Source organism: Streptomyces sp. HNM0574, assembly GCF_012726235.1.
Taxonomy (GTDB): domain Bacteria; phylum Actinomycetota; class Actinomycetes; order Streptomycetales; family Streptomycetaceae; genus Streptomyces.
The window spans coordinates 263209-281654 of the sequence record NZ_JAASAH010000003.1 but is presented as its reverse complement, the minus strand read 5'-3'; the positions used below and the strand labels follow the sequence as shown (position 1 = coordinate 281654).

Here is an 18446-nt window from a genome sequence, read left to right as displayed (position 1 = left end):
GGCCGGTGAACGAGCAGCAGGCTGAGCAGCAGACCGTCGCATGGGACGAGGACGGCACGACGCGCACCGCGCGGTGGCGCTCCGAGAGCGGCGCCCGGCCGCCCAAGCGGGTGCGGACGGCGGACGACCGGATGACGGCGGACGCCGCGTACAAGCTGGCCTGCGAGGGGACGGCGCTGCTGTGGCGCGGTGACTTCCACGGCGCGCGGCAGCTGCTGTCCGCGCTGGCCCGCCGGGTGGACCGCAAGCCCGCGAAGCCGGGCGCCACCCCGGCCGAGTCCTTCCATCTGCACCGGCAGGCCCTCTCCCGCCGCGCCCGCGTCCTGGGCATGCTGCTCGTCCCGCTGGAGAGCGGCGACGGCGCGTACACCGTTCCGCTGCGCCGCGCCCCCGAGGTGCACGGCGCGTGCGAGGCGGCGTACGGGCCGCCGGACGCGGGTCCTTCCGTGCTCGCGCTGCGGGAACTGCTCGGGCTGGTGGGCGCGTTCGAGTGGCAGCGCAAGGGGGTGCCGGTCCCGGCGCTGGACGGCGAGCGCGTGCACCCCGCGTACGGGGTCTTCTCGCCGGTGCGGGGCGAGTACGTCGACCTGGTCGCCGGGGCGCCGCTGCCGCCCGGCGTGGGCACGGCCTTCGACATCGGCACGGGCACCGGGGTGCTCGCCGCGGTGCTCGCGCGCCGTGGGGTGCGCCGGGTCGTCGCCACCGACCAGGACCCGCGCGCGCTCGACTGCGCCCGCGCGAACCTCGAACGGCTGGGCGTGCGCGGCACGGTGGACGTCGTACCGGCCGACCTCTTCCCGGACGCGGCCGAGGGCCGGGCCGGGCTGGTCGTCTGCAACCCGCCGTGGGTGCCGGCCAAGCCGACCTCGCCGCTGGAGCACGCGGTGTACGACCCGGGCAGCGGGATGCTGCGCGGCTTCCTGGGCGGGCTCGCGGAGCGGCTGACGGAGGACGGCGAGGGCTGGCTGATCCTCTCCGACCTCGCCGAGCACCTGGGCCTGCGCACCCGCGAGGAACTGCTCGGCTGGATCGGCGCGGCGGGCCTGGAGGTCGCGGGACGCGAGGACATCCGGCCGCGCCATCCCCGCGCCGCCGACGCCGGTGACCCGCTGCACGCGGCCCGCGCCGCCGAGACCACCTCGCTCTGGCGGCTGCGGCGGGCCGCCGGGGACTGACCTGCCGGGTGCTCAACCGCCCTGCGCCGACGGGAAGTTGAAGGAGAAACCAACACCGTTACGATCTTCCTGTCACCGTGACCCGGGAACAGGAGCAGCACCGTCGTGCAGAGAATCGAAACCGACGTACTGATCGTGGGCAGCGGCCCGGCAGGGGCCACGGCCGCGCTCGCGCTCAGCACGTACGGAGTGCGCACCATGGTCGTCACCCGTCACAGCAGGCTGGCGGACACCCCTCGCGCGCACATCACCAACCAGCGCACCATGGAGGTCTTCCGGGACCTCGGTGTCGAGGACCGGGTGGCCGCGCAGGCCACCCCGCAGCACTTCATGGGCCAGACCGTCTTCTGCACCAGTCTCGCCGGGCAGGAGCTGGGCCGGGTGCGCTCCTGGGGCAACGACCCGCACGTGCAGGCCGCGCACGAACTCGCCAGCCCCAGCCGCATGTGCGACATGCCGCAGCACCTGCTGGAGCCCGTCCTCGTCGACGCGGCCGTCTCCCGCGGCGCGGCACTCCGCTTCGCCACCGAGTACCTCTCCCACGAGCAGGACGAGGACGGAGTCACCGCGCTCGTCAAGGACCGGCTGCGCGGCGACAGTTACGAGATACGCGCGCGCTATCTGATCGGCGCCGACGGCGGGCGCAGCCGCGTCGCGGAGAACGCCGGGCTGCCGATGCGCGGCCGGATGGGCGTCGCCGGCAGCATCAACATCGTCTTCGAGGCCGACCTCAGCCGCTTCACCGCGCACCGCCCCAGCACCCTCTACTGGATGCTCTCCCCGGGCGCCACGGTGGGCGGGATCGGCGCCGGAGTGGTGCGCTGCGTGCGCCCCTGGAACGAGTGGATGGCCATCTGGGGCTACGACCTGGAGGAAGGGGAGCCCGACCTCACCGAGGAGTACGCGCTCTCCGTCGTCCACCGCCTGCTCGGCGACGCCGACGACCCGGTACCGGTGAAGATCACCTCCACCTCCGCCTGGACGGTCAACCACCAGTACGCCGAGCGCTACACCGACCGGCGCGTGCTGTGCGCCGGGGACGCCGTGCACCGGCACCCGCCGTCCAACGGGCTCGGCTCCAACACCTCCGTCCAGGACGCCTACAACCTCGCCTGGAAGCTCAAGCTCGTCCTCGACGGCACGGCGTCCCCCGCGCTGCTCGGCACCTACGACGCGGAGCGGGCGCCCGTCGGCGCGCAGATCGTGGAGCGCGCGAACAAGAGCATCGGCGAGACCCAGCCCGTCTTCGAGTCCCTCGACCTGCTCTCCACCGGCGAACCGGAGGAGATGTGGCGCCGGGTGGAGGCGCGCAAGGACGCCACCCCCGAGGCCGAGAAGCGGCGGCGGATGCTGCGCGAGGCGCTCGACGCGAAGGTGTACGAACTCAACGCGCACGGCGTCGAGATGAACCAGCGCTACACCTCGGACGCGGTCGTCCCCGACGGCACCCCCGACCCCGGCTTCCCCCGCGACCCGGAACTGCACCACCAGCCCAGCAGCCGCCCCGGCGCCCGGCTCCCGCACGCCTGGATCACCGGAGCGGACGGGCACCGGCTCTCCACCCTGGACCTCGCGGGCGGCGGCCGGTTCGCGCTGCTCACCGGGATCGGCGGCGAGTGCTGGGTCCGCGCGGCGGCGGACGTCTCGCGTGAACTGGGCTGCGAGATCGGCGCGTTCGTCATCGGGCCCGGGCAGGAGTACGAGGACCCCTACGGGGACTGGGACGCGGTGCGTGAGGTCGCCGACGGCGGGTGCGTGCTGGTGCGGCCCGACCAGTACGTCGCCTTCCGGCACGGGGAGCCGGGCGGCTCGGCGACGTCGCTGCTGGGCGCGGCGGTGCGGGGGGTGCTGGGGCGCGCGTAGCGCGGTTCCTTCGCGGGGTGCGGGGCGGTGTGGGCGGGTGCGGGGGCGCCGTGGCCGTTCGCGCAGTTCCCCGCGCCCCTTCGCGGGCCCACCCCGCTTGGGAGGTCTGCGCCAGAGGCGCAGGGCTGGCAAGCGCAGCGCCTCAGCCCCGGCGCGGGGTGCTCCATGTCGTCACCGGACCACCCGTCCGCCGTGGCCGTTCGCGCCGTTCCCCGCGCCCCCAAGAGGGCGCCGTTCCCCGCGCCCCCAAGATCGCGCAGTTCCCCGCGCCCCCAAGAGGCGCAGTTCCCCGCGCCCCTGCACGGGCCTCAGACCGGCTCCGGCCGGATGGCCGCGTACCTCGTGGTGAGGTCGTGCAGCACCGGGTGGGTGGGTGGGAATTCGCGGTCGTCCAGGGAGGCGAGGGGGCGGACGCCGAACGCCGCGTTGGTGGCGAAGGCGGCCTCCATCCGGACCGCCTCGGACAGCGGGACGGGCGCGCACGCGCCCGCCCCGCGCAGCAGCCGCATGGTGACGCCCTCCAGGCACTCCGCCTCCGGCCACACCACCCGGCCCCCGGCGTCGACGAAGCCGATGTTCCACGTGCCGCCCTCGGACACCCGCCCGCGCCGGTCCGTGAACAGCGCGTCGTCGTACCCCGCGAGCCGGGCCGCGCGCCGCTGCCGCAGGGAGCCGAAGAGCGCGACGCTCTTCACCTCCGGCGCGTCCCGCTCGTAGGTGACGGACCGTACGCGCAGCGGCGGCAGCGCCTCCCCGGCCGCCTCCCGCCGCGTCACCAGCACGCGCGGCGCGGCGGCCTGTTCGGGCCGGGCGAGGCCGAGCCCGGGGTCGAAGACGGTCACCCGGACAGTCGTCGCGCCCCGGGCCGGCAGCGTCCGGCGTACCCACTCGCGTACCCGTCCGGTGTCGAGCTCCGCACCGAACAGCGCGAAGCAGTCGCGGCGCAGGCGTTCCAGATGGAGGGCCAGTCCGCGCGCGGCGCCGTCCTCCACGCGGAGGGTCGTGAAGTGCCCGTAGTTGGTGAGCGCGAGGGCCCTCAGCTCGTCCGCGCCGGCCTCCCGCCCGTCGATCTCCGCCACTGTTCCCGCTGCGTTCCTCGCGTCCGTCACCGGGCCAGCATGGCAGGGCGGGCGGACGGGTTCAGCGGGGCTCCACCCGGTCGATGTCCGCGCGCCGGACGACCTCGGGGGCGAGGGAGGCGACCTCGTCGACGAGGGCCGAGGCGTCCCAGTCGCGCGGGTTGCCCTCCCACAGGCGGAGGCGTCCCGCGACGACCACCGCGGTGATCAGATCCCGGTTGCCGAAGCGGACCAGCTCCCACTCCAGGTCGGTGCTGGGCGTCAGTTCGGGGACCCGGAGGTCGACGACGAGGTAGTCCGCGGCCCGCCCCTCGGCGATCTCGCCGGTGACCTTCCCCAGCCCGAGCGCGTCCGCGCTGAGCGAGGTCGCGTGCCGCAGCCACATGCGTCCCGCGCCGCACACCGAGTCGCCCGAGGCGATCCCGTACGCCAGGCGCTGTGCCGTCTCGGCCGCGTCGACGAGCCGGAAGCCGTCGCCGCGGGTGCCGTCCGTGCCGGTGCCGAACCGTACGCCCATGGCGTCCAGCATCGTCGCGTGCGTGACGGCGTTGCCCTTCCAGGAGCTGGCCACCGGGTTGTAGCTGAGGGCCGCGCCGCTGTCGGCGAGCATCCGCATCTCGGCGGGCGTCAGCAGCGTGCCGTGCGCGCCGAGGGTGTGCGGGCCGAGCGCGCCGATGTGGTGCAGGTACTCCAGGGGACGGCGTCCGGTGCTCTTCAACGAGCGTTCCACGGAGGCCAGATGCTCGTTCACGTGCACCTGGAGCACCGCGTCCGCCTCGGCGCACAGCTTCGCCGTCTTCCGGTGGACGGCGGCCGTGGCGTCCTCGGGGACGGGTATCGCCAGCGAGGGATGGATCAGCGGGTTCCCGTCCCAGCGGCCGAGGTGCTCCTCGCCGCCCTTGCCGTCGGAGACCACGCGCGCCAGCACACAGCGGATGCCCGCCTCCTCCGCGCCGCGCGCCACCACCTCGACGTCCACGGGAGCGCGGGTGCCCGCGTCCGCGACGGTGGTGAAGCCGCCGCGCAGCGCCTCCAGCGAGGCGAGCTTCGCGGACAGGTACGCGCTCTTCTCGTCCAGCGCGTGCTCCAGCGGCTCCCAGACGGACTTGAAGATCTCCGAGGGCTGCCCGAACGCCTGGGCCTTGCCGAAGCTCTGCGTCAGATGGTGGTGCGCGTCGACGAACCCCGGCATCAGCAGCTTGCCGTCCATCCGTACGGGACGGAGGTTCGGGTGCCGTGCGGTGAGCCGGTCCGCGTCGCCGACCTCGCGGAACCTGCCCTTCTCGACGAGGACGCCCTGCCCGCGCCGCGGCCCGTCCGGCAGCAGGACGACCTCGGGGAGGAGCAGCTGCCGCTCGCCGCCGAAGTCGCCGGGACCGAGCCGCCGTTCACCGCCCGCGCCGCGCGCGTGCCCGGTCGGTGCGGGCTCCGCCGGCGCCGCTGCCGCGCTGCCGCCGCCCGCCACCGAGGCGCCCAGGACGCCCGCGCCGGTCAGTCCGACGTCGCGGAGGAAGCCGCGCCGTCCCATGCCGTCCTCGTTCCGCTCCGGGGACGGTTCCGCTTCCGGGACGTTCTGCCCCTGCTGTCCCCGGTGACCCTGGTGCTCCTGCTCGTGCGCCAACCCGCCCGCCTGCTTCCGCTGTTCGTCCGGCCCGCTGCCGGTCCGTGCCGACCCGTGCCCCGGGAGCGGTACCGCGCGTTCCGGGGACGGCGGCACCCTAGAGCCACCCGCGACCCGGAACAAGCCTTCCGGGATGCGGTAGGAGGGCGCCCGCCCCGGCCTCCGGCGCCCACAGTGGCGGAACCCTCGGGGCGCCCCTCGAACTCCCAGGTCACGCCCACGAGTCGGGCCGCGGCAGTGGCGTAACCCGAGCCCGGAAACACCGGAACCCGGCCCGAAAAACAGCGGAACCCGGGTGCCGGCACCCGGGTTCCCGACGGCCGGAACCGTCAGCTCTCCTCCGCGGCGGCCCGCTCCTCCACGGATGCCGGGCCGCCCTGCGCGGGGACCTCCGCCGCCCCCTCACCCGCCGACCCCCGCCGGACCGCGCCCGGCTGGTGCCACTCCGCGCCCCTGCGGGCCCGCTTCCTGGCGGCCTCCGAGGAGTCCAGCTGCCACGGGACGGAGGTGACCATCACGCCGGGCGTGAACAGCAGCCGCCCCTTGAGCCGCAACGCGCTCTGGTTGTGCAGCAGTTGCTCGTACCAGTGGCCTACGACGTACTCCGGGATGTACACCGAGACCACGTCCCCCGGGCTCTCCCGGCGCATCGCCTTGACGTGGTCGACGACCGGGCGGGTGATCTCGCGGTACGGGGAGTCCAGGATCGTCAGCGGCACCTCGATGCCCTGGCGCTGCCACTCGCGCCACAGCGCCTCCGTCTCCGCCGGGTCCACGCCGACGCTGACCGCCTCCAGGGTGTGCGAGCGCATCAGCCGGGCGTAGGCCAGGGCGCGGAGCGCGGGCTTGTGCAGCGTCGAGACGAGGACCAGGGAGCGCACCCGGGACGGCGCGGCGACGGAGTCCTCCTGCCCGTCGTCCACGGCCAGTTCGCTCTGCACGTGGTCGTAGTGGCGGCGGATGGCGAGCATCGTCACGTAGAACAGCGCCATGCCGACCAGGGCCACCCAGGCGCCGTGCGTGAACTTGGTGATCAGCACGACGACCAGCACCAGCCCCGTGAAGAACGCGCCGAAGGTGTTGATCGCCCGCGAGCGCAGCATCCGCCGCCGCTCCGCCGGGCGCCCCTCCCGCTTCAGATGCCGGTTCCAGTGCCGGATCATGCCGGTCTGGCTGAGCGTGAACGAGACGAAGACGCCCACGATGTAGAGCTGGATCAGCTTGGTGGAGTCCGCGTCGTACAGCACGACGAGCACCGCCGCCGCGCCCGCGAGCAGCACGATGCCGTTGGAGAAGGCGAGCCGGTCGCCGCGGGTGTGCAGCTGGCGGGGCAGGTAGCGGTCCTGCGCCAGGATCGAGCCGAGCAGCGGGAAGCCGTTGTACGCGGTGTTCGCGGCGAGGAAGAGCACCAGCGCGGTGGCCGCGGCGAGCAGCACGAAGAAGAACGAGCCCTCGCCGAAGACCGCGGCCGAGACCTGCGAGATCACCGGGTTCTGGGTGTAACCGGCGCCCACCGGCTCGCCGTTGTGCGTCAGGTGCGTGGCCGGATGCTCGGCGATCTTCACGCCGGTCGCCAGGGCCAGCGCGACGATGCCGCAGAACATGGTGACGGCGAGCCCGCCCATCAGGGCCAGCGTCGTCGCCGCGTTCTTCGACTTGGGCTTGCGGAACGCGGGCACGCCGTTGCTGATCGCCTCGACGCCGGTGAGCGCCGCGCAGCCGGAGGAGAAGGCCCGCAGCAGCAGGAACACCATGGCGAAACCGGCCAGTTCACCGTGCTCGGGCCGCACCTCGAAGCCGGCCGTGGGCGCCCGCATCTCCTCGCCGAGCACGAGCCCGCGGAAGGCACCCCAGGCGAGCATGGTGAAGACGCCGCCGACGAACACGTACGTCGGGATCGCGAAGAGCTTCCCCGACTCCTTCACGCCCCGCAGGTTCATCACCGTCAGCAGCACGATCATCACGACCGCGCAGAGCGTCTTGTGCTCGATGACGAAGGGGATCGCGGAGCCGAGGTTCTCCACGCCGGAGGAGATCGACACCGCCACCGTGAGCACGTAGTCGACGAGCAGCGCGCTCGCGACCGTCAGCCCCGCCTTCGGCCCCAGGTTGGTGGTGGCGACCTCGTAGTCGCCGCCGCCGCTCGGGTACGCGTGCACGTTCTGCCGGTACGAGGCGACGACGGTGAACATCAGCACCACGACCGCGACGGCGATCCACGGGCTGAAGGCGTAGGCGGAGACCCCCGCGACGGAGAGGACCAGCAGCACCTCCGTCGGCGCGTACGCCACGGAGGACAGCGGGTCGGAGGCGAAGACCGGAAGCGCGATCCGCTTGGGCAGCAGTGTTTCGCCGAGCTTGTCACTGCGCAGCGCACGACCCAGCAGGAGACGCTTGGGTATGTCGGAGGGTTTGGGCACGAAAGGGAACTCTAGGAGCCCGCCGAAGACCTTTGACGCGGTGTTGACGGGCCCCATACGGGGCCTTGACGGCGCCCCGGCGCGGGCTTCGTCACACCCGTCACGCCCCGGCGGCCGGCCCGTGACGCAGGGGTGTCACGGGCCCGTTCCGCCCGTGCTCACTCCTCGTCCTCGTCCTCCTCGTCGTCCTCGAAGGCGTCGCCGATCTCGTCGACCACCTCGGCGGCCACCAGCCCGCCCGCGACACCGACCGCGAGCCCGGCGGCCCCGGCCGCGACGGCGGTGCCCACGCCCGGACCCGAACGCTCCTGGTGCGCGCCGTGGCCGTGGTGCGGGTCGAAGCTTCCGTGCGCGTGGTGCCCGGCGTAGCCGGCGGCGGACGGGGCGCGCTGTTCGAGGAGGCTGAGCAGCCAGCCGTCGACCGTACCGTTCCAGTCCGTGCCCTCGGCGTCCTCGTGCCGGACGGTGAAGCTGTGCACGGTGTCGTGCCCGCCGGAGAACAGGCCGCCGCGCTTGTCCGCCTCCAGCACCACCTCCGTGCCGCCGGGGTGGGCCAGGAACGTCAGCTCCACCTCGTTCAGCTGCTGCGCGTACCGCGGCGGGGGCGTGAGCTCGATCTCCTGGTAGAAGGGCAGCCGCTGGCCGGTGCCGTGGATGGTGCCCAGCTCCAGGTCGGCCGAGGCGAAGCCGAAGCCCAGCTGGCCGAGCGCCTCCAGCACCGCCTCCTGGACCGGCAGCGGGCCGACCGCCAGCGCGTCCAGGTCGCCCTTGTCCTTCGCGCCGTCGAGCTCCACCTCGGTACGGACGCCGAGCACGATGCCGAGCGGCTGCCCGTGCAGCTGTGTCACCGGCGTCTCCCACGGCAGGACGACGCCGAACGGGAGGCTGCGGCGCTCGCCCTCCGCGAGGCGGAAACCGCCGCCCACGGTGAAGCGTTCGAAGACGACGTCCCCGCGCTCCTCGCCGTCGTGCCCCTCGGCCTCGACGCGGGCGACGAGCTCCAGCGTGATCTGCCGGACGTCCGCCTCGGCCGAGCCGCCCTCCAGGTGGACCTGTCCCTCCAGGGTGCCGCCCGGCGTCGCCGCGGTGTCCTGGAGCACGGTGTCCACCGAGGGCCCGCCCCTGCCGAGGGCCTGGAACAGCTTGCCGAACACCATCGCGGTGCACGCTCCTTCGGGTTCTCGTCTTCTGGGACGCCGGTCACCCGGCGACGCCATTCTCCTGAGGCCGCTACGCCCCACCGGACGACAAGCAGGCGGTTTCGGACAGCCGGTACGGGCCCCAACTCCCTTGGCGGGCCCGGGGGAGAGGCCTTCGCGCACCCGCTCCGGCCTCGGGGAATTGGCTTGTTTCTACACGTCTGTAGACGCAGGGCCGGTGAGCTCCGACCCGATCCGCAGCAGATTCCCGTCCCCGTCCACGAGCGCGAACTCCCGCATCCCGTACGGGGTGTCCACCGGCGCCACCAGCCGCGGCACCGCATCCCCCGCCCCACTGATCCCGAGCCCCGCCCAGGCCCGGAACACGTTCCCCGCGTCCCCCTCCAGCCGGACGTAGGCGGACTGCGCGTCACACCCCGGATCCGTCCCCGGCGCCAGGAAGAAGTGCAGCTCCACATCGTCCCGTTCAAGAATCAGATACCCCTCCTCCGGATACCTCCCCACCACCCCGAACCCGAGCCGGGCGTAGAACTGCACCGTCCCGTCCAGATCGCGACTGGGGAGGACGGGGGCGACGCGGCCGGTGAGGCGGGGTGGGGGCATGGGGGCTCCTCGACGAGGCGGACGGCAACGGCCAACTGGCGCGCGGGGCGCCCGACGACCGTACGTGCGGCGGCCGCGTCCCGCCGCCCCGCCCACCAAAAACCGCACCCGGCGGCTCGGATGGAGCGCCGGGTGCGGTGGGTGGGGCCTGGGCCCCGGGGCTGAGGGTGGGTCAGCCCTTCTTGGTCTCCCAGAAGATCTTGTCGATCTGGGCGATGTAGTCCAGAGCCTTCTGGCCCGTGGCCGGGTCGGTGGAACCCTTGGCCGCGCTGAGCGCCTTGAGGGCGTCGTTCACCAGCTGGTGCAGCTCCGGGTACTTCTCGAAGTGCGGGGGCTTGAAGTAGTCGCTCCACAGCACCGAGATGTGGTGCTTGGCGAGCTCCGCGCGCTCCTCCTTGATGGCGATGGCGCGCGTACGGAAGGCCGGGTCCTCGTTGGCCTGGTACTTCTCCTGGACGGCCTTGACGGACTCGGCCTCGATGCGGGCCTGGGCCGGGTCGTACACGCCGCAGGGGAGGTCGCAGTGGGCGCTGACCTGCACCTTGGGGGCGAACAGGCGGGAAAGCATGCAGCTGTCCTTCCTCGTGATCGTCTTCTCACGTGCGAGATTACTCCGTGCGGGAAGGCTTTTGGCGTGTGCCCCCTGGGGCTTACGACAAAAGTCCCCCCGTGTGCGGGGACGAGGACTGGCCGCAGGTGGACCGGAGGCGGAGCGGGAGATGCCGGAGAGCGCACATGAGCAGGGACGTCCTGAGCCGGACGGGGGCGGACTGCTGAAGCGGATCGGACTCGCCGAGGTCTACAACCCGTCGATGCTGCCGACGCTGCACCCCGGCGACCACCTGGTGGTGCGGTACGGCGGGACGGTGCGGCCGGGTGACGTGGTCGTGATGAAGCACCCGTTCCAGCACGATCTGCTCATCGTGAAGCGCGCGGTCGAACGGCGCGGTGCCGGCTGGTGGGTGGTCGGCGACAATCCGGGCGTACGCAACGACAGCCGGGAGTTCGGGGCGGTACCGGACGAACTGCTCGTGGCCCGGGCCTGGTTGCGGGTGCGGCCGCGCCCGCGCGGGGGTCAGCGGTCCTCGGTGCCGTCCGTCGCGGGCTGGGCGCTGGGGGCGGTGCGGCCGCTGGTGCGGGTACGGCTGCCGCTGCCGCTGCGTTCGCGGCTCTCGCGCGGGCGCTCCTCGCTCTCGCGGCGCTTGCGCGCGCGGTAGGCGGCGACGTTGGCGCGGGTGGCGCAGCGGTCGGAGCAGTAGCGGCGGGAGCGGTTGGTCGAGGTGTCGAGGTAGGCGTTGCGGCACGGGTCGGCGTTGCAGATGCCGAGCCGGTCGACGCCGAGCTCGGTGAGGTGGAAGGCGAGGCCCATGCAGGCAGTCGCCGCGTAGCCGGCGGTGGCGGTGACGGGGTGGTCGGCCAGGTGCATGTGCCAGCGCGGGCGGCCCTCGTCGTCCAGGAACTCGTGGCCGGAGATCTGCGGGCTCGTCGGGAACTCCATGAGCAGGGCGTTGAGCAGGTCGACGGCGCGGACCTCGTCGCCCTCGGCGGCCGCCGCGAAGACGGCGCGGAGCCGGGTGCGTACGGCGCGGAGCCTGCCGACGTCGGCCTCGGCGGCGCGTTTCGCCATCTGCACCATGGGGCCGCACAGTTCGCGCACGGCCTCGACGGACGTCAGCGTGTCCTCGCCGCGGTCGGGCCGCTCGGTGTTGACGAGCTGCACCGCCATGTTCGAGTAATAGCTGAGTTCCACTTGTGATCCTTACCGGCCCGGGCCTACTGTGGGTAATGCCTGTTTTCGCCTAGAGGGTATTACGCAGGGAAGGGATCGTGATGACTCAGGTGACCGCCGCCACCGCGGACCACGCGTACTGGAAGGCCCGGCAGGACAGTTGGGACCGGCAGCAGGAGTGGTACCTCCCGGACCGTGAGGAACGCTTCCGCGTCATGCTGGAGATGACCGAGGCGCTCACCGGCCCCGAACCCGAGGTCCTCGACCTCGCCTGCGGCACCGGCAGCATCTCCGGACGGCTGCTCGCCCGGCTGCCCGGCGCCCGCACCACCGGGGCCGACCTCGACCCCGCGCTGCTCGCCATCGCCCGCGGCCACTTCGCCGACGAGCCGCGCGCCCGCTTCGTCACCGTCGACCTGACCGACCCGGACTGGCCCGCGAAGCTGCTGCACCGCCGCTACGACGCCGTCCTCACCGCCACGGCCCTGCACTGGATGCGGACGGACGCGCTGAGCCGGCTGTACGGGCAGCTGGCCGGCGTCGTACGGGAGGGCGGGGTGTTCCTCAACGCGGACCACATGCCCGACCCGGTCACGCCCCGGATCAACGAGGCCGCGCACGCCTTCGACAAGGCGCGGCGGGAGCGGGAGGCCGCGGCGGGGCGGCAGGGCTGGGTGGAGTGGTGGCAGGAGATGGCCGCCGACCCGGTGCTGGCGGACGTCGTCGCCGAGCGCTACCGGATCTTCGGCGATCCGGCGCGGGGGGATCACGCGGACGGGCAGTTCCAGTCGCCCGCGTGGCACGTGGAGATGTTGCGCGGGGCGGGGTTCGCGGAGTCGCGGGTGGTGTGGAGTTCGCCGGGGGACGCGGTGGTGCTGGGGCTGCGCTGAGCGGCGGGGTGCCGCGTCCTGTGCGTCGCGGGGTGCGGGTGCTTCGTGGCTGAGCTTTTGCGCAGTTCCCCGCGCCCCTTTTTCGCGGGCTCACCCCGCTTGGGAGAACTGCGCCGTAGGCGCAGGGCTGGCAAGCGCAGCGCGCTCACCCCGGCGCGGGGTGCTCATCGCCGTCACCGGACCACCCCGTACGTCGTGGCCGTTCGCGCAGTTCCCCGCGCCCCCAAGAGGCGCAGTTCCCCGCGCCCCTGACGGGGCGCTCCTCCCCGCGCCCCCAAGAGGGGCGCGGGGGTGGTGCGTCAGCGGCGGGCGATGCCCTCCGCTCGGGCCGCGGCGGCGACGGCGGCGGTGACGGCCGGGGCCACCCGCTCGTCGAACGGCGACGGGATGACCTTGTCGGCGCTCAGCTCGTCCGCGACGACCGCGGCCAGCGCCTCGGCGGCGGCGAGCTTCATGCCCTCGGTGATGTCCGTGGCGCGGACCTGGAGCGCGCCGGCGAAGACACCGGGGAAGGCGAGCACGTTGTTGATCTGGTTCGGGTAGTCGCTGCGTCCGGTCGCGACGACCGAGGCGTACTTCTGCGCGACGTCCGGGTGGATCTCCGGGTTCGGGTTGGCCATGGCGAAGATGAACGCGCCCTCGGCCATCGTCGCGACGGTCTCCTCGGGGACGGTGCCGCCGCTGACGCCGATGTAGACGTCCGCGCCCGCCATCGCGTCCGCCAGCGAACCGGTCAGCCCGGCCTTGTTGGTGAACCCGGCCAGCTCGCGCTTGACGGCCGTCAGGTCCTCGCGGTCCTGCGAGACGATGCCCTTGCGGTCGCACACGGCGACGTCGCCGATGCCCGCCTCGGTCAGGATCTTCGCGATCGCGACGCCCGCGGCACCCGCGCCGGAGATGACGGCGCGCAGGTCGCCCAGCGGCCGCTCGCTGAGCAGGGCCGCGTTGCGCAGCGCCGCCAGCGTGACGATGGCCGTGCCGTGCTGGTCGTCGTGGAAGACGGGGACGTCGAGGCGCTGCTTGAGCTTCTCCTCGATCTCGAAGCACCGGGGTGCCGAGATGTCCTCCAGGTTGACGCCGCCGAACGACGGTGCGAGCCGGGCGACGGTCTCCACGATCTCGTCGGTCTCCCGGCAGTCGAGCGCCACCGGGACCGCGTCCACGCCGCCGAACTGCTTGAAGAGGATGGCCTTGCCCTCCATCACCGGAAGGCTGGCCTGCGGGCCGATGTCGCCCAGGCCGAGCACCGCGCTGCCGTCCGTCACGACGGCGACGACCTGGGACTTCCAGGTGTACTCGTCGACGAGTTCGGGCTGTTCGGCGATGGCGCTGCACACCTTGGCGACGCCCGGCGTGTAGGCGAGGGACAGGTCGTCCGCGTTCCGCACGGGAACGGTGGCCTGCACCGCCATCTTGCCGCTCCGGTGCAGGGCGAAGGCCGGATCGATGAGATCCTCGCCCAGCCCGTCCTTCGGATTGACGATCTCCGCTGACACTTTGATGACCCCTTTGTCGTTTTCGTGTGAGGGTGGCCGCTCCCTGGTTGAGGAGCGGGCGGGCACCACATCCGCTTCCCGTCCGGCGGATAACCGCCGTCCAGGGGGAGGCGCGGACGCCGGGCGCGCCGCACACGCGCCCTGGTCCCCGGGTGAGGGGTGTAAGCGACCTTTCTACCCGACGAGGCCGTACGGGGACGAGCCGCTTCCGGCCCCGAAGGGCCCCGTCACGGCGGGACGCACGGGCGCGCCCGCGCCCAGAAGCCCTGGTTCGGCCGGGAGTTCACGCCGTTCCGGCCCACTGCGCGTGATGTCCGTCTCACAGCACGCACAGGCGCCGTACGACGGCCGGTCACCGCGCCCCATACCCGACCGAGCCCCAACGAGCGGGCGTCCGTCCACTATCCGGATGGCTGGTTCCGTTATCCGATTTTGATGTTGCTGAGCCTCTGCAATCAGCCGTCCTGATGGCAGGATTCCGTCCACTCGTACGCCGCTTCGGCACTCGGCACCCTGTGCCCGTAAGGGGAAGAAGACGCACGTCAGGGGGCCGTACGCGGTTTCCCGCGCCGGCCGCTGTTCTCGTTTCGCAGGAGGACCCCGCATGACCGCACCCATCCGCCGCCGTCCCCTCGCCGTCGCGCCCGTGGCGCTCGCCGTCACCGGCGCCCTGCTGGTCACCCTGACCGGCTGCGGCGACCAGACGGACGCGGCCCAGGCGCGGCGGGCCCAGGACCGGGGCGAGGGGCCGCCGTTGGCGGACAAGCTCCCGCAGAAGATCCGTGACCAGGGCGTCGTCAAGGTCGGTTCGGACGCCGCCTACCGGCCCATGGAGTACCAGGACGGGGCCGACATCGTCGGCGTCGACCCGGAGATCGCGCAGGCGGTCGGGAAGAAGCTCGGGGTGCGGTTCCAGTTCCAGAACGGCACCTTCGACGGGCTCATCACGGCGATGCAGACCGGGCGCTTCGACATGGCGATGTCGTCGATGTCGGACACCAAGGAGCGCCAGCAGGGTCTGGACGACAACGGCAAGAAGGCGGGCAAGGGCGTCGACTTCGTCGACTACCTCTCCTCCGGTTCCTCGATCCTCGTCAGGAAGGGGAATCCGGACAAGGTCGACTCGGTGGAGGAGATGTGCGGGAAGAAGGTCGCCACCCAGCGCGGCACCGTCTCGCACGACATCCTCAAGGACCGGACGAAGCAGTGCGAGAAGGACGGCAAGAAGCCGGTCACCGTCGAGGCGTACGAGACGGACGACCAGGCACGCATCCGTCTGAAGACCGGCGCCGTCGTCGCGGACGTGGCCGACTTCCCCGTCGCGGCGCACGCCGCCGCCAGCGGGAACGAGTTCGAAGTCGTCGGTGAGCAGATGGAGTCGGCGCCCTACGGCATGGCGTTCGCGAAGGACAACAGCGAACTGCGGGACGCCGTCCGGGCCGGGCTCCAGGCGATCATCGAGGACGGCACCTACGCGAAGATCCTGAAGAAGTGGGGCATCGAGGACGGCGCCGTCTCCGAGGCGAAGATCAACGGCGGCTCGTGAGCGCGCGCGGACCCGGCACGCACGGACCCTGCACGCACGGACGCGGAAAGGTAACGCGGTGAGTTCCTCCCAGCCCACATCCCCCACCGAGGCGACACCGGGCGGCAGCCCGCCCGAAGCCATCAAGGCCATCCCCGTACGCCACTACGGCCGGTACGTCGCCGCCGTGCTCGTGCTCGCGCTGCTGGCGCTGCTCGTCAACGCCTTCGCCGGCGCGGACCTGCGCTGGTCGGCCGTGGGCGAGTTCCTCTTCGACGACCAGGTGCTGGAGGGCGTCAAGAACACCATCGTCGTGAGCGTGCTGGCGATGCTGATGGGCCTGGTGCTCGGCGTCGTCCTGTCCGTGATGCGGATGTCGAAGAACCCGGTGACGTCCTCCGTCGCCTGGGGCTACATCTGGTTCTTCCGCGGGACGCCCGTCTACGTCCAGCTGCTGCTGTGGTTCAACCTGGCGCTGGTCTTCCCGATCCTCAACCTCGGTCCGGTCTACAAGGACGAGATGACGGACGTCATGACCCCGTTCATGGCGGCGCTGCTCGGGCTCGGGCTCAACGAGGCCGCGTACATGGCCGAGATCTGCCGCGCGGGCATCGACTCCGTCGACGAGGGCCAGACCGAGGCGTCCCAGGCGCTCGGCATGAAGAGCAGCCAGAACATGCGGCGGATCGTGCTGCCGCAGGCGATGCGCGTCATCGTGCCGCCGACCGGCAACGAGTTCATCAACCTGCTGAAGACCTCCTCGCTGTGCGCCGTGGTGATGTTCGAGGAGACGCTCCGCAAGGCGCAGAACATCGGCAACACCTCCAGCGCCGTCGTCGAGCTGCTGCTCGTCGCGACGATCTGGTACCTGGCGATCACCACGGTCTTCAGCATCGGCCAGTTCTACCTGGAGCGCCGCTTCGCCCGCGGCTCCTCGCGGCAGCTGCCCGCGACGCCCTGGCAGAAGGTCAAGCAGAACCTCACGACATTCAGCCGCGGCACCGGAGCGGGGGCACAGAGCGCATGAGTTCGGACATGGTGAAGGCGGAGGCCGTCCACAAGTCCTTCGGACACGTGGAGGTGCTCAAGGGCGTCGACATGACGGTCGCGCCCGGCGAGGTCTCCTGCATCGTCGGCCCGTCGGGCTCCGGCAAGTCGACGTTCCTGCGCTGCATCAACCACCTGGAGAAGATCAACGCGGGCCGGCTGTACGTCGACGGCACGCTCGTCGGCTACCGCGAGAGCGGCGGCAAGCTCTACGAGCTGCGGGACCGTGAAGTCGCCGCGCAGCGCCGGGACATCGGCATGGTCTTCCAGCGCTTCAACCTCTTCCCGCACATGACCGCGGCGGAGAACGTGATGGAGGCGCCGGTCCAGGTCAAGAAGGTGCCCAGGGCGAAGGCCCGGGAGCGGGCCGTGGAGCTGCTGGAGCGGGTCGGGCTCGGCGACAAGACCGGCAACTACCCCTCGCAGCTCTCCGGCGGCCAGCAGCAGCGCGTCGCCATCGCGCGGGCGCTGGCGATGGAGCCGAAGCTGATGCTGTTCGACGAGCCGACCTCGGCCCTCGACCCGGAGCTGGTCGGCGAAGTCCTCGACGTCATGCGGGGCTTGGCCGAGGACGGCATGACGATGATCGTCGTCACGCACGAGATGGGCTTCGCGCGGGAGGTCGGCGACTCGCTGGTCTTCATGGACCAGGGCGTCGTCGTCGAGTCCGGCGACCCGCGCCAGGTGCTCACCGACCCGCGGCACGAGCGCACCAAGTCCTTCCTCTCCAAGGTGCTCTAGCCGCGGCCCGTCCCGATCCGCCCCGGCCCGAGGGGCGCGCGTGACCCGAGATGGTGACGTGCGTCCCTCTGTGCCGCGGGGTCTGGAACGCCCGGCTACCCGGGCGTAGCGTGCGGCCCATGTTTGCTGCCTACGCCGCGCGTATCGACAGGGACCAGCCGCTTTCCGGGCTGGAGTTGGGGGACCGGCCCGAGCCCGAGGTCCCGGCCGGATGGACGACCGTACGTGTGAAGGCGGCGTCCCTGAACCACCACGACCTGTGGTCGCTGCGCGGTGTGGGGCTCGGCGAGGAGGCCCTCCCGATGATCCTCGGCTGCGACGCGGCCGGGCTCGACGAGGACGGCAACGAGGTCGTGCTGCACTCGGTCGTCGGCCAGTCCGGGCACGGCGTCGGCCCGCGCGAGCGCCCCTCCATCCTCACCGAGAAGTACCAGGGCACCTTCGCCGAACGGGTCGCCGTACCCGCCTGGAACGTGCTGCCCAAGCCGCGCGAGCTCTCCTTCGAGGAGGCCGCCTGCCTGCCCACCGCCTGGCTCACCGCGTACCGGATGCTCTTCACCAACGCCGGTGTGCGGCCCGGTGACAGCGTCCTGGTGCAGGGCGCGGGCGGCGGCGTCGCGACGGCCGCCGTGGTGCTGGGCGCGGCCGCGGGTCTGCGGGTCTTCGTCACCAGCCGCGAGGAGTCCAAGCGGAAGCGGGCGCTGGAGCTGGGCGCCGAGGCCGCGTTCGCGTCCGGGGAGCGGCTGCCGCAGCGGGTGGACGCGGTGCTGGAGACCGTCGGCGCGGCGACCTGGTCGCACTCCGTCAAGTCCCTGAAGCCGGGCGGCACTCTGGTCATCTCCGGCGCCACCAGCGGACCCAACCCGCCGGCCGCCGAACTGAACCGCATCTTCTTCCTGGAGCTGCGCGTCGTCGGCTCCACCATGGGCACCAAGGACGAACTGGCCTCGCTGCTCAGCTTCTGCGCGGCCAAGGGCGTACGCCCCGTCGTCGACTCGACGCTGCCGCTGGACCGGGCCCGCGAGGGCTTCGAACGGATGGCGCAGGGCGACCTGTTCGGCAAGGTCGTCCTCACGGTCTGAGACACGGCCGCCCGG

The 18446-nt window shown here is 72.4% G+C and carries 15 protein-coding genes and 1 pseudogene; 8 read left to right on the top strand and 8 right to left on the bottom strand.

Translation table 11 applies throughout. From position 1 onward, the window contains the following. Nucleotides 1-5: 5 nt before the first annotated feature. Together HCC30_RS07995 and HCC30_RS07990 are read left to right on the top strand one after the other, a co-directional pair. Entirely contained in the window at nucleotides 6-1175 is a 1170-nt protein-coding gene (locus HCC30_RS07995; protein WP_346776542.1) for a class I SAM-dependent methyltransferase, read from the top strand. A 105-nt stretch (nucleotides 1176-1280) separates the two neighbouring features. Continuing rightward, on the top strand, nucleotides 1281-3038 hold the full coding sequence (locus tag HCC30_RS07990) for an FAD-dependent monooxygenase (protein WP_169441626.1): 1758 nt from the start codon (nucleotides 1281-1283) through the stop codon (nucleotides 3036-3038). A gap of 308 nt (nucleotides 3039-3346) precedes the next feature. On the opposite strand, the gene HCC30_RS07985 is transcribed toward HCC30_RS07990, so the two are convergent. The 6 genes from HCC30_RS07985 to sodN form a co-directional block, all read right to left on the bottom strand. Then, nucleotides 3347-4117 carry an aminotransferase class IV gene (locus HCC30_RS07985; protein ID WP_169441866.1) on the bottom strand — a complete coding sequence of 257 codons (771 nt, stop codon included), beginning with the start codon at nucleotides 4115-4117 and terminating at the stop codon, nucleotides 3347-3349. Nucleotides 4118-4178: 61 nt separating this feature from the next. Further along, the gene (locus HCC30_RS07980) at nucleotides 4179-5645 is read right to left on the bottom strand and encodes an amidohydrolase family protein (protein ID WP_169441865.1); all 1467 of its coding nucleotides are present in this window, start codon (nucleotides 5643-5645) and stop codon (nucleotides 4179-4181) included. 422 nt (nucleotides 5646-6067) lie between these two features. After that, the gene (locus HCC30_RS07975; protein ID WP_169441625.1) at nucleotides 6068-8158 is read right to left on the bottom strand and encodes an APC family permease; all 2091 of its coding nucleotides are present in this window, start codon (nucleotides 8156-8158) and stop codon (nucleotides 6068-6070) included. A gap of 158 nt (nucleotides 8159-8316) precedes the next feature. Next, complete coding sequence (locus tag HCC30_RS07970; protein ID WP_169441624.1) at nucleotides 8317-9315, bottom strand: sporulation protein; 999 nt, start codon at nucleotides 9313-9315, stop codon at nucleotides 8317-8319. Between the two features lie 195 nt (nucleotides 9316-9510). Beyond that, nucleotides 9511-9921 carry a VOC family protein gene (locus tag HCC30_RS07965; protein WP_169441623.1) on the bottom strand — a complete coding sequence of 137 codons (411 nt, stop codon included), beginning with the start codon at nucleotides 9919-9921 and terminating at the stop codon, nucleotides 9511-9513. Nucleotides 9922-10093: 172 nt separating this feature from the next. Next, nucleotides 10094-10489 carry a superoxide dismutase, Ni gene (sodN, locus tag HCC30_RS07960; protein WP_169441622.1) on the bottom strand — a complete coding sequence of 132 codons (396 nt, stop codon included), beginning with the start codon at nucleotides 10487-10489 and terminating at the stop codon, nucleotides 10094-10096. Between the two features lie 151 nt (nucleotides 10490-10640). Between sodN and sodX the strand changes: the two are divergent. After that, nucleotides 10641-11054 (top strand): annotated as a pseudogene (gene sodX, locus HCC30_RS07955) (nickel-type superoxide dismutase maturation protease); the annotation flags it as partial. On the opposite strand, the gene HCC30_RS07950 reads toward sodX, so the two are convergent. Continuing rightward, the gene (locus HCC30_RS07950; RefSeq protein ID WP_346776541.1) at nucleotides 10997-11671 is read right to left on the bottom strand and encodes a CGNR zinc finger domain-containing protein; all 675 of its coding nucleotides are present in this window, start codon (nucleotides 11669-11671) and stop codon (nucleotides 10997-10999) included. The pseudogene sodX and the gene HCC30_RS07950 overlap by 58 nt on opposite strands. An 80-nt stretch (nucleotides 11672-11751) precedes the next feature. Between HCC30_RS07950 and HCC30_RS07945 the strand changes: the two genes are divergently transcribed. Further along, nucleotides 11752-12540, top strand: coding sequence for a class I SAM-dependent methyltransferase (locus HCC30_RS07945; RefSeq protein ID WP_169441620.1), 789 nt, complete (start codon nucleotides 11752-11754; stop codon nucleotides 12538-12540). A 299-nt stretch (nucleotides 12541-12839) separates the two neighbouring features. Here the strand turns inward: HCC30_RS07945 and HCC30_RS07940 are convergent, their stop codons facing one another. Then, a complete protein-coding gene (locus HCC30_RS07940) occupies nucleotides 12840-14036 on the bottom strand; it encodes an NADP-dependent malic enzyme (RefSeq protein WP_346776540.1) in 1197 nt (398 codons plus the stop codon). A gap of 604 nt (nucleotides 14037-14640) precedes the next feature. Here HCC30_RS07940 and HCC30_RS07935 point away from each other — a divergent pair. The 4 genes from HCC30_RS07935 (at nucleotide 14641) to HCC30_RS07920 (ending at nucleotide 18431) form a co-directional block, all read left to right on the top strand. Then, on the top strand, nucleotides 14641-15582 hold the full coding sequence (locus HCC30_RS07935) for an ABC transporter substrate-binding protein (protein ID WP_169441619.1): 942 nt from the start codon (nucleotides 14641-14643) through the stop codon (nucleotides 15580-15582). A gap of 58 nt (nucleotides 15583-15640) precedes the next feature. Continuing rightward, complete coding sequence (locus HCC30_RS07930) at nucleotides 15641-16588, top strand: amino acid ABC transporter permease (protein ID WP_346776539.1); 948 nt, start codon at nucleotides 15641-15643, stop codon at nucleotides 16586-16588. Further along, nucleotides 16585-17349 carry an amino acid ABC transporter ATP-binding protein gene (locus HCC30_RS07925; RefSeq protein ID WP_346776538.1) on the top strand — a complete coding sequence of 255 codons (765 nt, stop codon included), beginning with the start codon at nucleotides 16585-16587 and terminating at the stop codon, nucleotides 17347-17349. The genes HCC30_RS07930 and HCC30_RS07925 overlap by 4 nt, the downstream gene beginning before the upstream one ends. Nucleotides 17350-17468: 119 nt before the next feature. Beyond that, complete coding sequence (locus HCC30_RS07920; protein WP_169441618.1) at nucleotides 17469-18431, top strand: zinc-binding dehydrogenase; 963 nt, start codon at nucleotides 17469-17471, stop codon at nucleotides 18429-18431. Nucleotides 18432-18446 lie beyond the last annotated feature (15 nt).